This window comes from Synechocystis salina LEGE 00031 (assembly GCF_015207985.1).
GTDB classification, from domain to species: Bacteria; Cyanobacteriota; Cyanobacteriia; order Cyanobacteriales; family Microcystaceae; genus Synechocystis; species Synechocystis salina.
The window spans coordinates 108566-122509 of the sequence record NZ_JADEVV010000001.1 but is presented as its reverse complement, the minus strand read 5'-3'; the positions used below and the strand labels follow the sequence as shown (position 1 = coordinate 122509).

General features: G+C 50.9%; 10 protein-coding genes. 3 read left to right on the top strand and 7 right to left on the bottom strand.

Translation table 11 applies throughout. The features are described from left to right. Positions 1–3: 3 nt before the first annotated feature. The 3 genes from IQ217_RS00550 to IQ217_RS00540 form a co-directional block, all read right to left on the bottom strand. Positions 4–1845, bottom strand: coding sequence for a DUF5942 domain-containing protein (locus IQ217_RS00550; protein ID WP_194018532.1), 1842 nt, complete (start codon positions 1843–1845; stop codon positions 4–6). Positions 1846–2086: 241 nt separating this feature from the next. Beyond that, positions 2087–4495: a transglycosylase SLT domain-containing protein gene (locus IQ217_RS00545; RefSeq protein WP_194018569.1), complete on the bottom strand. Its 2409-nt coding sequence runs from the start codon at positions 4493–4495 to the stop codon at positions 2087–2089. A gap of 200 nt (positions 4496–4695) precedes the next feature. Continuing rightward, positions 4696–5805 carry a sensor histidine kinase gene (locus tag IQ217_RS00540; RefSeq protein WP_194018531.1) on the bottom strand — a complete coding sequence of 370 codons (1110 nt, stop codon included), beginning with the start codon at positions 5803–5805 and terminating at the stop codon, positions 4696–4698. A gap of 285 nt (positions 5806–6090) precedes the next feature. Between IQ217_RS00540 and IQ217_RS00535 the strand changes: the two genes are divergently transcribed. Then, a complete protein-coding gene (locus tag IQ217_RS00535; RefSeq protein ID WP_338116518.1) occupies positions 6091–6924 on the top strand; it encodes a squalene/phytoene synthase family protein in 834 nt (277 codons plus the stop codon). On the opposite strand, the gene IQ217_RS00530 is transcribed toward IQ217_RS00535, so the two are convergent. Genes IQ217_RS00530 through IQ217_RS00520 form a run of 3 tightly spaced genes read right to left on the bottom strand, consistent with a single transcriptional unit; the run spans position 6921 to position 10090 of the window. Next, positions 6921–7808, bottom strand: a complete 888-nt coding sequence (locus IQ217_RS00530; RefSeq protein ID WP_194018530.1) for a carbohydrate ABC transporter permease — start codon at positions 7806–7808, stop codon at positions 6921–6923. The genes IQ217_RS00535 and IQ217_RS00530 overlap by 4 nt on opposite strands. Continuing rightward, positions 7808–8779, bottom strand: a complete 972-nt coding sequence (locus tag IQ217_RS00525) for a carbohydrate ABC transporter permease (RefSeq protein WP_194018529.1) — start codon at positions 8777–8779, stop codon at positions 7808–7810. The genes IQ217_RS00530 and IQ217_RS00525 overlap by 1 nt, the downstream gene beginning before the upstream one ends. 45 nt (positions 8780–8824) lie before the next feature. Beyond that, the gene (locus tag IQ217_RS00520; RefSeq protein ID WP_194018528.1) at positions 8825–10090 is read right to left on the bottom strand and encodes an ABC transporter substrate-binding protein; all 1266 of its coding nucleotides are present in this window, start codon (positions 10088–10090) and stop codon (positions 8825–8827) included. Positions 10091–10345: 255 nt separating this feature from the next. Between IQ217_RS00520 and IQ217_RS19150 the strand changes: the two genes are divergently transcribed. Continuing rightward, positions 10346–10468: a hypothetical protein gene (locus tag IQ217_RS19150; RefSeq protein ID WP_255512817.1), complete on the top strand. Its 123-nt coding sequence runs from the start codon at positions 10346–10348 to the stop codon at positions 10466–10468. Positions 10469–10538: 70 nt separating this feature from the next. After that, positions 10539–12203: an MBL fold metallo-hydrolase gene (locus IQ217_RS00515; RefSeq protein ID WP_194018527.1), complete on the top strand. Its 1665-nt coding sequence runs from the start codon at positions 10539–10541 to the stop codon at positions 12201–12203. 146 nt (positions 12204–12349) lie between these two features. On the opposite strand, the gene IQ217_RS00510 is transcribed toward IQ217_RS00515, so the two are convergent. Next, complete coding sequence (locus IQ217_RS00510) at positions 12350–13867, bottom strand: UDP-N-acetylmuramoyl-L-alanyl-D-glutamate--2,6-diaminopimelate ligase (protein WP_194018526.1); 1518 nt, start codon at positions 13865–13867, stop codon at positions 12350–12352. Positions 13868–13944 lie beyond the last annotated feature (77 nt).

Genomic DNA, 13944 nt, shown 5'->3' with positions numbered 1-13944 from the left:
CCGTTAATGTTCTCCCTTGGCGGCCAAAGAACCAAGTCCCAGGCAAATTAAGGCGTTAACCACCAAAAAGGCGATCGCCGTGGTGCCGGTGCCGATTAACCATAGGGGAGTACCAAGGAAAGCGGCGGTTAATAAAAAGACAGTTACCCCAAAACAAACCCCCAAAGACCACTGTTTGCCACTGGGACTGCCCAGCAATAGCAACAACAAGCCAATGGGAATGAGCGCACTGGCAAAAAATGGATTTAACAAACCAGTCCCAGGAAGACTGTTGCCCAACTCCGGCAGGGCACTGCCCATGGCTCGGAAAGGCCATTGGGGCAAGTCAAAAATGTATAGACCTTGCAGAAAGAATAGCCCCGAGCTGCCAAAAATTAATCCCCAGTTGAAGGGCCAGGTAAATTGCAGCGGTAGATAAATCCGCAGCAGGAATACCAACAGATAGGAACCCAACACCATGGCTAGTTTGGGCAAAAACGCCACAGCCCCGCCGTCAAACCAAAAAATGGGATTGAGGTAACCGTTGTCCCGTAACCAGCGCATGAAATCCCGGAAGGAAATTTGTCCCTGTTGGGCCTGTTTGACCGCTTCCCCGGCGTTGACATGGCCGGCACCGTAGTAGTTCAGACTATCGTTGGGCACAGAACGGGCGGAGGCTTTGAGAATTTTTAACACCGCCTCTGGTTCCGATACCTCTGCCACCGTCAGGCGATCGGCGGCCCCAGAAGATAAACCCACTTTGGCCTGTTGTAGTTGGACGGATTGGATCAGTGCTGCCGTGCCGGCCACATGGGGAGCGGCCATGCTAGTGCCCTGCATGCCCATGAGCACAGGTTCCCTGGTATCGGGGTCAATGGTTTCCTGGAGGATTTTGCCATCTTTGCCGTCGGTGCTCCCCCCAGGGGCCGCAATGTCCACCCCAGCCCCATAGTTAGAATATTCGGCTTTGTTGCCGGTGGCATCGGTGGCCGCCACACTAATCACCTTCGGGTACCGACCAGGGTAAGCCGCTGCATTTTGTCCTTCATTACCGGCCGCCGCAATGATTACCACCCCTTTGCTGTAGGCGTAGTCAATGGCATCGGCTAAGGTCTTGCTTTCACCGCCCCCCCCCAAACTCATGTTAATTACGCTGGCCCCGTTATCGGCCGCATACATAATCGCTTCAGCAATGTCCGCCACCGTGCCGCCACCGTTATCTCCCAATACTTTCAGGGGCATAATTTTGGCTTTGGGCGCAATACCTGCGACGCCGTATTCATTATTAGTGGCTTGGGCAATGGTTCCCGCCACATGGGTGCCATGGCCGTTGTAGTCGGTGGTGTCCCGGTTGTCATCTACAAAATTGTAGCCACTAACAAATTGGGTTTGTCGTAAATCCGGTACCCTGGTGACCCCGGTGTCAATCACCGCTACGGTGACCCCTTCCCCTTTACTTTGGTCCCAGGCCGATTCCATGGCGATCGCCCGGAGATTCCATTGCTTGCTGTATTCAGGATCGTTGGGAACTTCCAGGGCTTGATAGATATAGTTGGGTTCGATGTAGTCTACTTCCTTGGTCAAAGGCGATCGGCGCAGACGTTTTAAATCTTCCCCATCGCCCTTAACGGTGTAAACATAATTTTTAATGGAAAAAATACTGTTAAAATCCACCGTCTTTTCCAGCTTCTCATCGATGGCTTGAATATCCGCCGTTAGGGTTTGAGTGGGAATATCATTTTTAAAATTAATGATCAAGCTATCGTAATTGCCGCGGTGGGCCAAACCATGGTGTTGGAGATAGAGGTTGAGGGCAAACCACAGACCGGCAAAGAACAGAATGGTGAGGAAAAAGCGTTTGATCATAATAAATGCGGGGAATGGGGCCCATTTTCCCGGGCGGAAATCGGCAAATCACATCTTATAGAGATAGACAAAACTTTGCCCGAGTGCCTGACTAATTGCAATTCTAATGGACGAACAAGGGAGATTGATGATCTTGGAGTTGCCAAAGAAGACTCCCATTAAGACCTCCAATCTAACGCCGGGAGCATTGAACTTGCCGAAGATTGCTGATTCCAAGAATCTGAGCTAGGTAGAAGCGGGATTAACGACCTCCCACCTGCCCCATCAGTTTCTCCACATCGGGGTCATAAATGCGTAAATAATTCCAGTAATTGCCAAACACTGCCTCCACATAACCCTTAGTTTCTGCAAAGGGAATGCGCTCTACAAAAAGGTCAGGGTCAGCGTTATTAAATTCCTGTAACCATTTGGCCACATTGCCCGGCCCGGCATTGTAGCTGGCCACTGCCAGGGCCGAATTATTGTTATAGGTTTTATGAGTGTGGTCAAAATACCAGGTGCCCATATTGACGTTATCGGTGGGATCGGTGAGGGAATATTCCTGCAAACCAATTTGGGGGGCAATCCATTCTGCTGTGGCAGGCATCACTTGCATTAACCCCGTTGCACCCACGGGAGATTGGATATCCTTTTCAAAACGGGATTCCTGACGAATTAAGGCCGTGACCAAAAAGGGATTCACCTGGCGTTTTTCCGACCACTCAAAAATTAACTTTTGGTAGGGAAAGGGGAAGAGGGTTTGCCAATAATCCCTAGTGCCCCGCAGTTCTTCCCACTGTTTTCTCTGTTCTGGGTCCTCGGGATTACGCAAATTCAACACTTGGTTGATGCCCTGTAAATATTCCTGTTGGGTCAGTTTAAGCAACGCTTCCGTAAAACCTTCATTGACCGTTAGCTCTGGTACTGTTTCCCCTTCTGCCCTAGCTCGAATTTCTGCGTCAAATAATTCGATCGCCTCTTGGTCTTGGGCCAGACGATATAGCTCCCGAAAAGTGGGGGAACCGGCCGGAGGTAAGGGCCGTTGGTCCGGCACCGTCACCGGGGGATTGAGAAAACGTACGGAGTTAAAGTCCCCCACCTGCCAGCCCAGTAACACTGCCGATCGCCAAGCGTAGTAGGACTGGGGATATTTAGCCAGGACTGTTTCAAAAGCGGTCTTAGAATCGGCCGATCGCCCTAGTTGCTGGGCCCATTTACCGATCCAAAAAATGGCTTTGGGGGTAACGTCACTCTGGGGATTTTGGTTGGCAATTTCCTTAGCCCAGCGCCAAGCTTCGGTGTAATTACCGGCTTTGGCAAACTCCTGGGCCTGGCGCCAACGATAATTAGCGGCGGCATCGGAGTTGGGATACTTTTGCAGTAGGGTTTGCCGGGCCTGTTGGGCTTGGTTAGCATCAAATTTCGCCAGCAGATCTATCTTGGCGGCCAGGGCAGAGGCCCCTTGGTCAGGAAATTGTTGCTCTAACTGCTGTAGATATTGCACCCCTTCCCTGGGTGGAACCATTTCTGCTAAACGTCGTAAGGCTAGGGCCGTTTCCGGACTGTCGGGATAGGTGGCAATTAATTGACGGTAATTTTCTTGGGCTTCCTTGTCCAGCTTGCTAATTTGTTGGGCCCGGGCTAAACGGTAAAGATTGCGGGCATTGCTGGGGGCCTTTTGGTAGGGGGCGATCGCCTGGTTATAGATGCGACGATACCAAAAATTATCCCCCATGGCTTGCCAGTCCTCTGGGGTTAAATGTTCTTGGTGGTTGGCTTGGAGGTCATCGATCACAGCGGCGGTGCGGCCATCGGTGGGATGATTTTGCAAAATTTGCTGTTGGATTGCCAAGGAGTCGGGCGCACTTTGCAATTGCTGGTGGAGAATAGCGAGGGTGCGGGGATGGCCCGGATGGTCGGCGATCGCCTGTTGCCAATAGGCTTGATCCAAACTACCCAAATTTTCCAGGGCATTGACCACTACGGGGGAATCGGGATATTGGTCTAAAATACTTTGCCAGGTAGCTTCTGCCTGGTCATTTTCGTTACTTAATTGATAGCCCCGGCCCCGCATCAGCAAAATATAGGGCGCTAACACTGGATATTGCACTTCCAATCCGTCCAAAACCCGGATGGCAGGGCCTCCCTCAAACTTGGCCAGTAAATCCCCTGCTAACAAAAATCGAGCCCTACTCCTTTCTAAAGACAGTTCTTGCTGATTGGCGATCGCCTCCAACCGGCCCCGCCGTTGCTCCGGGGTTAACAGAGCCAGCCTCAGCACTTCGGAATCTTGATGTTGTTCCTGCTCGTAGGCTTTGAGTTGGGCTTCCTGTCGCCAGCCGTTCACCATTTCCAGAGCCCTGGGCAAAGTTAGGGCCGTGCCCCCCAGCAACAGCACCAATATGCTTCCCAACCAGAGCCAGCGCTTACTCCGGACACTACCTTTGGCTTGCTCTTCCTCTGCCAGAGATTGGTCATGGCCATTCAGCGGCAGGGCACTCATATTGTTCTGGTCACTAAGGCCCGGGGAGGGGACGTTATCTAACCCCGATGCTCCATTAGGACTGGCGATCGCCGGGGGAGATAGATTGGGCAAAGATAACCTTTTCTTTGGGGCGGGACTGCTGGTCTCCGTTGTTTCCCCCTGGTGGCCATCCTGGTTAGGCTCCATCTGCTCTGATGAAGCGTCCCCCATTGCGGTTAAATCCTTGAGATAATCCTGCAATTGGGCCTTTGATTTCTTGTGCATAATGTTGGAGTAATGCCAAACCACAACTCTACCTTATCTTTGCCTGGGTTTAACTGGGGAAGGTAGGCGGGGATCGGTCTGACCGGAAGTATTACAAGCATTTTCCCATCAGTCATCAGTCCTTATACCAATGGTAAGGAAAAGCTAAATTCACTGCCCTGGCCCAGGGTGCTCCTTACTAGTAAATTGCCCCCCTGTAACTCCACCAACCGTTTGGCGATCGCCAGTCCCAAACCTGTGCCACCAGAATAACGGGAACGGGATTTATCAGCCCGCCAAAACCGCTCAAACACATAGGGCAAATCCCCCGCCGCAATGCCAATGCCCGTATCGGTGACGGTTACCCAGAGTAGATTGTTCTTTTCTTGATCATTACCAAGGTGAGCATCGATGGTAATGGCACCGCTGGGGGTATAACGCACCGCATTGCCAATTAAATTGACCAAAATTTGCTCAGTGCGGTCTGGGTCGGCCAACACTGGCGGCAAGGACGAAGGGGCGGCAAGGATTAACTCTGGCCCTTCTTCCAAGAGCTGGTCTGCAAACCGTTGTTGTAATTTGACCAACAGAGGATAAAGGTCGAGGGGTTGCCGTTGGATGGACAAATAGCCCGCCTCTACTTTGGACAATTCCTGCAAATCCACTGTCAGCCGTTCCAATCTCCTAGTTTCCCCCACCAATCGCTGGTAAAGTTCCGGATCTCCGGCAATGGTGCCCTCCGCCAATTGTTCCAAATAACCCCGCACCACCGTCAAAGGGGAACGTAATTCGTGGGTCAGGTCACTCACCAATTCCCGCCGTTGTTGTTCCACATCGGCCAAACTGTCCGCCATGCGATTAAAACTCTCCCCCAACTGTTCCAATTCCGGAATATCGCTGGGGGGCATGCGGCTTTGCAAATCTCCCTCAGCCAAATTTTTCGTAGCTAATTTCAGGCGATCAAGGGGTTGCATAATGCGGTCGGCGGCCAAAAAGCTAAGTCCTCCAGCGGCACTGGCCCCAAAAATAATCGCCCAGAGGGAACTGCGGTTCCAGGCGGTTTCAAAACCCCGGATCAGATAGGTTTTGGCAGAACGAACAGTGATAAATCCCTGACTTTCCAACTCTTCCAAGCGCAGAATAAACATGCGGGGGGAAGATATTTTTGCCAGGGAAACAAAACTGCCCAACCCTACTAGCATCACTAACATATGGGACAGGAAAAGACGGGAACCAAGACTGAGTTTAGCCATAGGATTGAGGTGGGCGGGGTTAAGAATTGACCAAAACTGGGGATCATTCAAGAAAAGCAATGACTCCCTCCCCCTGGCCCCAATTTGTCTGTAGCACACCAGCAAAGCCGTAATAGAATGGGGTGATTGTTTTGCTCAATTTACCCAGGTTGAGGCATCGAGGGGCAAAGATAGTAGAGTCTGGGGGGTTATGGGATGACTGAAAACTTCCCCCATCCCCGCTGGAACCTATTGCCTAGCATTGCAGACCTGAATAGGTAAGTTGAGAGTCCGCTTAAATTTTTGGTGTCAGGAGTTGATCGCATGAGCCTACGTCGTAATGCCCTTAAGGTTTTGCAAGAAACCAGTCGGACATTCTACATTCCCATTAGCATTTTGCCTGATCAGCTTCTCGATGCAGTGGCCTCTGCTTACCTTTGTATGCGGGCGATCGATGAAGTGGAAGACCATCCAGACCTAGATGCCGAGACCAAAGCAAGAATTCTCAATCAGATTAGTCTCAATCTCCAGAGTGCAACGGAAAATTCCCACAGCGACGATTTTATCCGGGGTTTAGACCCCTATCGCAACCTTTTGCCGGAAGTAACTTTAAGGGTGGGGGAATGGGCATTGCTGGCCCCCGAAAGCATTGCCCCTAGAGTGTGGGATGCCACGGCGGCCATGTCGGACCGGATGGCTTTTTGGGCGATCCACAACTGGCAAATTAAAACGGAAAATGAGTTAGACCAATACACCTTCAGTGTAGCGGGGGCAGTGGGTCTGCTGTTGTCCGATCTGTGGGCTTGGCACGATGGCACCCAAACGAACCGCTCCCATGCCATTGGTTTTGGTCGGGGGCTCCAGGCGGTAAACATTGTCCGCAACTACAAGGAAGACCAGCGCCGGGGGGTAAGCTTTTTTCCCCAGGGTTGGGAGTTGGCGGATATGCATAAGTATGCTCGCTACAATTTGGCGTTGGCAGACCAATACACCAAATCTTTGCCCCATGGCCCGGCCCTCAATTTCTGTAAAATCCCCCTCACCCTGGCCTATGGCACCTTGGATGTGTTGGCCCTGGGTAAGGAAAAGCTCAGCCGCAGTGACGTGATGGCTCTGGTCAATCGGGTTATTGCCAGCTAGGATTTAACCGATCCCGCCAGAATGCCCCGCACAAAGTACCGTTGCAGTCCAAAAAAGACCATGAGGGGCACAATCATGCTGATGAAAGCCCCAGCAGTTAACAAGTACCAATCCTGACCCCTGGAGCCGACTAAATTACTCAGTTGGATGGTAACAGGGGCAACGTCGGCAGTGCCTCCCAAGTAAATCAAAGCAACCAATAAATCGTTCCAGACCCAGAGGAATTGAAACACGGCAAAGGAGGCGATCGCCGGCATGGAGAGGGGCACAATTAACTTGGTAAAAATTTTTAAATGGGAAGCACCGTCCACCGCAGCCGCTTCAATTAGGTCCTTGGGGAGAGCGCCAATGTAATTGCGTAACAGGTAAATGCCCAGGGGTAAACCATAGGCGGTGTGGGCTAGCCAAACTCCGAGGAAGGTACCCGCTAAGCCCAATTGGGCATAGATCCTCAAAACGGGAATGAGGGTGGTTTGTAAAGGTACCACCAGGAGACAAACCACCAAAATAAATAGCAATTGTCGCCCAGGGAAAGTCATCCAAGCAAAGGCATAGGCGGCAAAGGTCGCAATGGCGATGGGAATCACCGTGGCGGGCACAGCAATGGTCAGACTGTTTAAAAAAGCTTCCCCCATGCCGGAGGATCGAAGCACGTCACTGTAGTTACCAAGATAAAATTGGGTCACCTCTAGGGGGTGCAAAAACACTGTCCACCAACCAGTGCTGAGCATCTCGCCCCGGGGGCGCAGGGAGCTAATAAATAGACCTAAACTGGGCAATGTCCAGATGAAAGCAATGGTGAGAATAGTGATGTGAATGGGAAGTTTTTGCCAAAATTCTGATGGTTGATTGGTTTTATTCATCCTCTGGTTTTCTTTAGTCATTAACGTAATTTCTCCTGAGCTTTAAAACGACGAACATTGGTGATCATTACCGGCACAATTAACAACAATAAAATGACCGCAATGGTACTTCCCCGGCCAAAGTTACGATAATTAAACATTTCCTTAATCATCAAGCTGGCAATTACTTCAGTGCCTTGGTTTCCGCCGGTCATGACAAAAACAATGTCAAACACTTTCAACACTAAAATCACCATGGTAGTACTAACCACTAGCAGGGTAGAGCGGATCATCGGGATGGTAATGCGCCAAAAAATTTGCCAACTGTTAGCCCCATCAATCCTGGCCGCTTCAATGACATCGTCGGGAATGCCCTTTACCGCCGCCGATAAAATAACCATACAAAAGCCGGTGTAGAGCCAAATCATAATGGCAATGAGGGCAAAATTGTTCACCGACCGCTCCACTAGCCATCCCACTGGGGCAAAACCTAAGCTGGTCACAATAGCATTGAGCAGGCCTATCTGTTCAGTCCCCGCTGGCCTATAAGCATAGACAAATTTCCAGATGACGCTAGCCCCCACAAAGGAAATGGCCATGGGTAAGAAAATGATCGATTTGGCGATCGCCTCATAGCGGACTTTATCCACCAGGACGGCAATAATTAGCCCCAAACTAACGCTGATGCCGGCAACTAGTACTAACCACAGTAAGTTATTGCGAAATGCCACCAACATGGTGTGATCGGTGAAGGCAAAAACGTAATTTTCTAGTCCGACAAAATTCTTGGAGCGCCCGTCAAAAAAACTAAGATAGATAGTCTCCAGGGTAGGCAAAACTAAATAGGCCGACAAAAATAGTAAAGCCGGAGACACATAAACCCAAGGTAATATTCTTTTATTCCAGGGTTTGGGTAGGGCATTGATGGCATAGTTAGCAAGGTAAAACAGGCCGATTACGCCGCCACAGCCAATGGCAATCGCCAACAGAACATTAACAATGCGATAAAACAAATTTCTCTTTTCCTCCAAATAACGACATTGGGATAACTACGGCCGCTAACGGGGCCAACTCCTTTCAATGGTGTTTAAAACTTGAGTACCGTCGGTACCGCCAATGTAGTCCACCATGCCAGACCAAAACGTCCCCGTACCCACCGCCCCCGGCATCATATCGGAAGCATCAAAACGGATCACCTCAGCGTTGCTCAAAATTTCTGCCTGTTTACGGGTCAGGCGATCGGGATAGAGGCTGAGATCAATATTTTTGTGGGGGGAAATATAAGCTCCCAACGTTGCCGCCACTTCATGGGGCTGGGGACTGGCCAAATAGGCCATCAATTGTCTAGCTTCCGGTGTGTCGTTAAACATGGCAAAAATATCCCCTCCCACCAAAACAGGTAATCCGTAGGCCGGATCAATGGGGGGTAAGGGGAACACATCCACTTCTTCCGGGTTGAGGTCGGGAGGTAAAAAAGCGGTAATAAAATTGCCCTGGCGGTGCAGATAGCAATGGGGAGGATCGGTAAATAATCCTAAAATAGAGTCCCCAAAGGGGGTGCTCATGGCCCCCACCTTACCGCCGTAAATCATCTTTTCATTTTGGGCAATTTCCCCAAAGACGTTGAGCGCATTTTGCACCACAGGAGCGTTGAAGGGGATTTGATGACTCACCCACTGGTCATAGGTGGCCGGGCTGGCGGTGCGCAACATAATATCCTCTACCCAATCAGTACCCACCCAACCGGTAGCATCTCCACTTTCAATGCCTAGACACCAAGGAGTTTTTCCCTCGTCAACAATGCGTTGGCTCAGGGCCATCATTTCCTCCCAAGTGCCGGGAACTTCATAACCGTGGACGGCAAATTGCTGGGGATTGAACCAAACCAAACTTTTTACCGAAGCTCGGTACCATGCCCCATAAACGGTGCCATCCACCGCCGCTAAATCTAACCAAGCCTGGTCATAGGCTTCCGCCATTTCCTCCGGGGTAAGAATTTCTCCTAGGGGAACTAATTTCCCTTCCCTGGCAAAATCCGCCATCAATCCCGGTTGGGGAAACATGGCTAAATCCGGGGCCCGACCGGAATCCACCCGGATGGGTAAGGTGGTGGCAAAGGTGTCGGTGCCTTCGTAAACCACTTCAATGCCAGTGGCTTCGGTAAAGGGTGCCAGGGCTTGTTCAATTTTTTCCTGTTGTTCGCCAATCATCACCCCAAGAATAGTCACCTGTTTCTTGTCTCCGTCTCCATTAAGCCCCGGCCCCTGGCAACTGGTGAGAACAATCAGGCTAATTATCAGAGTAGTGATTTTAAAAAATTTCATCGCAAAAACCGTAAAGCAACAACTCAATATCGATGCAGTCGATATCTTTGGTGTGGGAAAGTTCCACCTATACCATGCCTTGAAAACTGGTATGGGTCAAATTAGATAGATCTCTTTAACTAATTTGTCCGTTGTTAGGGGCGTTCAAAATCCCATTGCTCTGGTCTGGGAAAGAAATGGCCGGAAAATTCTGCTCCCCCTAGGGGAAACGAGTTACGATGGGGGCGACGTTTGCTTTGTTTCCGACATAATTCTATGGATGTCAAATTAATTTTGATTGGTCTAACAGCCTTGTTCACCCTGGCTTGTCTATTTTTCGGCACTAAGAATGGCTATTACGACACGGATAAATATGACGGCAATGGTTCGGCCCATTAGTCTTCCACCAGACTTCCGCCGTTATTTTGACTGATTTTGCTTTGCCCCCAGGGCCGATCGCCAAGCTTCCATGACTTTTTCCGTGCCGACCCAGGGCAAGGCCTTTGCCAATATATCTTTTCTTCCCTATGGAGTGGGTCACCGGGATGGGGGGGTTTGTCTGGGATTACATCTGGGGCCCTACAGAATTCTGCTCGATTGTGGTTTAGAAGATTTAACGCCATTGCTGACAGCGGATCCGGGGACGGTGGATCTGGTCTTTTGCAGCCATGCCCACGGAGACCATGCCCTGGGATTGTGGCAATTTCATCAACGGTTTCCCCATATTCCCGTTCTGGCCAGTGAAGTTACCCAACGGTTACTACCCCTGAATTGGCCCGATGAAGTTGTGCCCCCATTTTGTCGGGTTTTACCTTGGCGATCGCCCCAGGAAGTTTTGCCTGGTCTGACAGTGGAATTGTTGCCAGCGGGACATCTGCCAGGGGCGGCCCTAATTTTGCTCGAATACCATAACGGCGATCGCCTTTACCGGGTGATTTATACCGGGGATTATTGCCTTTCCCATCTCCAGTTGGTGGATGGTTTGGCCTTAACTACCCTGCGGGGCCTCAAACCGGATGTGCTGATCCTAGAAGGACAGTATGGCAACCGCCGCCTTCCCCACCGTCGTCAACAGGAAAAACAATTTATCCAGGCGATCGAAACGGTACTAGCCAAGGGGAGAAATATTCTCCTGCCAGTGCCCCCTTTGGGGTTAGCCCAGGAAATTCTCAAGTTACTACGGACTCACCATCAATTCACTGGACGCCAAGTTAACCTTTGGGCTGGGGAATCCGTGGCCAGGGGCTGTGACGCTTACCAAGAAATCATTGACTATCTCCCCGATAATGTCCGCAATTTTGCTCAACACCAACCCCTGTTTTGGGACGATAAGGTTTATCCCCATCTGCGTCCCCTCAACGATGCCCAGGGCGATTTCGACCTATCAACCCCATCCATAGTAGTCACCTCAACTTGGCCTGCTTTTTGGCCCAGTCCCGCCGCCCTACCGGGGTCATGGACGGTGTTTGTGCCCCAGTTAGTAACCTTACCCAGTTGTTTGGTGGACTTTGCCTGGGAAGATTTGGAAGGGTTTCCCCAATACGAACTGGAAGATTATCTGTTGGCAGACCACAGTGATGGCCGCAACACCACCCAGTTAATCCATAATCTCCGTCCCCAACATTTAGTGTTTGTCCATGGGCAACCTTCAGATATTGAAGATCTCACTAGTTTAGAAGAACTACAAAGTCGTTACCAACTCCATTCCCCCGCCGCTGGCAATGCGGTGGCCCTGCCCATTGGTGATCGATTTGTGCAACCGACTCCCCCGCCACCCCAAATTTATGAGGGGGAAATCCATGAACTAGAACCCAGTAAGCAGATCCATCACCTGGGAGAAGTGGTTATCCATTTAGATGGGCAAATTCTGGAAAATTCCCGTTGGGGCAAATTTGGCGAAACTGGCATTGTGCAAGCCCGTTGGCAGGGAGAAGAACTGGTATTAAGAGGGATCAGCCAAAGGGAACTAATCAAACAAAATCAAACCAGGAAGCGTCCAGTAGATTTCGATTGCTGTGCTAATTGCCGGCATTTTCAGCATCACCATTGTCGCAATCCCGCTTCCCCCCTCATGGGGTTAGAGGTGAGGGCCGATGGTCACTGCCCTGTGTTTGAGTCAGCAACAAACACTTGACTCCTTGCAGGGGATTTTAAACGTCCCCCGGTTCCTCCAAGTTTGGCGGAAACAAAGAGAAAGACAATCCAGAAGTACTAGGGTTTTAGTGGGTTCATTGAAGGAGCAAGCTGAAACTTTGCCAAGAGGCTTTTGGGGAAGAAATGCTAGCTGTAACGTAAAATCAACGCTTCCCTGGCCTGTTCCCTGTCATCAAAGTGGATTTTTTCCGTGCCGAGGATTTGATAATCTTCATGGCCCTTGCCGGCAATTAACACCCCGTCCCCCGGTTTTGCTTCCCGGATCGCTTTATGGATGGCAGTGGCCCGATCGCCAATGATCCAGGGTTTGATTTCTAGGTCAATGCCCTGTACCACGTCGGCCAAAATTTGTTCCGGGTCTTCGGTACGGGGATTATCGGAAGTGACCACAGCTAAGTCCGCCAACTGGGCCGCAATATTACCCATCAAAGGACGTTTAGTACGGTCCCGATCGCCGCCACAGCCGAACACACAGATCAGACGACCAGGAATAAACGGGCGGGCGGCCTTAAGGGCATTTTCCAAACTGTCGGGGGTATGGGCATAGTCCACCATCACAGAAATATCTTGATCAGGACGGATTTTCACCTGCTCCATGCGCCCCGGTACCCCGGGAAAATCTAATAAATCCTTCACCATGGCGCCCGGATCTAGCCCGAGGTGGAGGCCACTGGCGATCGCCGCTAGGACATTGGCCAGGTTAAATTGCCCCACCAAGGGAGACTGGAATGGCAATTCTTCCTGGGGTGTAACCAGAATGCCTTGGACGCCGGTGGGTTGATAGTCCAAATCCTTGGTGTAAAAGTCCGCACTGCTGTCAGTGACGCTGTAGGTGTAAACCTGAGCCGACGGTAGGCGATCGATTAACTTTTGGCCATACACGTCATCTTTATTAATTACTGCTCGCCCCTTCAGATATTGCCCCTCAAACAACAGGGCCTTGGCGGCAAAATAGTTTTCCATGGTGCCGTGGAAATCCAAATGATCCTGGGTGAGATTGGTGAACACAGCACAGGCAAAACCACATTGCAAAACCCGCCCCTGGGCCAAGGCATGGGAACTCACTTCCATCACTGCGTATTGATTGCCTGCCTGGAGAGCTTCGGCCAACTGTCTCTGTAAATCCGTTGCAAAGGGAGTGGTGTGGGTGGCGGTCTTTTGATAACCGGGCCAACGGGTGTAGAGGGTTCCCAGTAAGGCACTGGCCCGTTGTTGTTGATTGAGGAAATATTCAATTAAATGACTAGTGGTGGTTTTGCCATTGGTGCCCGTTACCCCCACCAGTTGCAACGTTCGGGCAGGATGTTGGTAAAAGGCCGCTGCAATGCCAGCACACACCGGCACTAAATCCGGCACGGCAATGACGCATTCTCCATTTTGGGGAGGAAATTTTTGCAACGCCTTCTCACTGACCACTGCGGCGATCGCTCCCGCTCCCAGGGCCCCAGACCAAAACTCTCCTCCATCAACCCTGGTGCCCGGCATGCCAATGAACAAAGTGCCAGGGGGACAGGCATGGGAATTGGTGGATAAACCCCTCACCATTTCCCCCAGGGCAGGGTAACGATCCGGTTCCTGGGCTAACCAAGGGGCGGCGGTCACCACCTCTGGAACCGATGCCAATAACTGCCCTAACTTAACCATGGTTGTTTTTCCCCAATCAAATCTGCCGTCAATGAAGGTCAATATACCCGAGATGTTCCAACTGCGGTTAGCTGCTG